We start from the raw sequence: 1256 nt of genomic DNA on the forward strand, positions 1-1256 counted from the left end.
GCTCAAAAGAATGTTAATGAAATGCGTAAGCAAGGTGAAAAATATTCACTCCAATATGGTGTTTCGCAAAAGAAGTTATCTGCTGGATATGAAGAACTAACTCGCCGTGGTTATGATACTAATCAATCATTAGCTACGCAAAAGCAATTCTTACAAGCCTCGCTAGCTTCTGGAGACGATTACTCCAATGTTGTAACTGGTGCTGCTGGTGCGTTAGAAGCATTTGGATTAAAAAGTAAAAATACTAATCAAATGACTTATAACACAAAGAAAGTATTGAACCAATTAAGTTATGCGGCGGATCTAACTGCTACTGATTTTAAAGGTATGAACGATGCCATGAAATATACTGGTTCTGCTGCCCATAGTGCTAAACAAAGTATCGGTGAAACGTCTAGTGCATTGGGTGTACTTTCTAATTCAAATATTGATGCAAGCATTGCAGGAACAAGTTTGAGACAAATCTTAGATAGGTTAGTTGCTCCACCTAAAAAGGGCAAGGCGGTTACTGCTATGCAACAATTAGGACTAACTGCTCAAGACTTTAGAGATGGTAAAGGCAATCTTCTATCATTACAAGACGTTTTTAGTAAATTAAATGATCATATGAAAGGAATGAACCCTACTAATCGTGGGGCAATTTTCAATGCATTATTTGGTCAAACTGCTCAAAACTCGGCAACAATTTTATCTGAACATGTTAAAGACTTAAAAGGTTTAAATAAACAAGTTCAGAATGCTCAAAACATGCATGGTGGTAAAGGATACATTGCTGAATTGTCCGCTAAAAATATGGACACTGCTAAAGTGCAAACACAGAAATTCCAAGCAGCATTAAGTGATCTGAACATTACTTTTGCTAATGAATTATTGCCTAATATAACTGGACTAACTAAGGGTATGAGCAACATGATTGCCAAATTAGCTGATTCACCTAGTTGGTTTAAAAAACTAATTGCTTATGGTGGTGTGTTTGTTGCTGGTATTGCTCCAGTTACGCTTGTTTTTGGTGGAATTGCTAAAGCAATTAAAGGTGTAGCTACTTCATTAGGCTGGGTGAGAAAGCAATTTCAAACTCCAATGTCTAACACCATGACTAACTCAATGGTTAGACAATCTGGAAAAATGCAAACTGGTAATTTCATAAGTATAAATACAGTTACCGGAAAAATGTCAAATAGGGCATCAAAAAATAAAGCATTTTCCACCGATTTTGATTTAAAGGATTCAAGCGTTTGCTCAAACTTTTCTAAGTC

1 protein-coding gene is annotated in these 1256 nt (G+C 36.0%); it reads left to right on the forward strand.

What is annotated here, in order from left to right; translation table 11 throughout:
- Positions 1 to 1256: phage tail tape measure protein (locus C7N71_RS07980; RefSeq protein ID WP_105988562.1), on the forward strand; the 1256-nt coding region annotated here is incomplete at both ends.

It is taken from the genome of Apilactobacillus timberlakei (assembly GCF_002993965.1).
GTDB lineage: Bacteria > Bacillota > Bacilli > Lactobacillales > Lactobacillaceae > Apilactobacillus > Apilactobacillus timberlakei.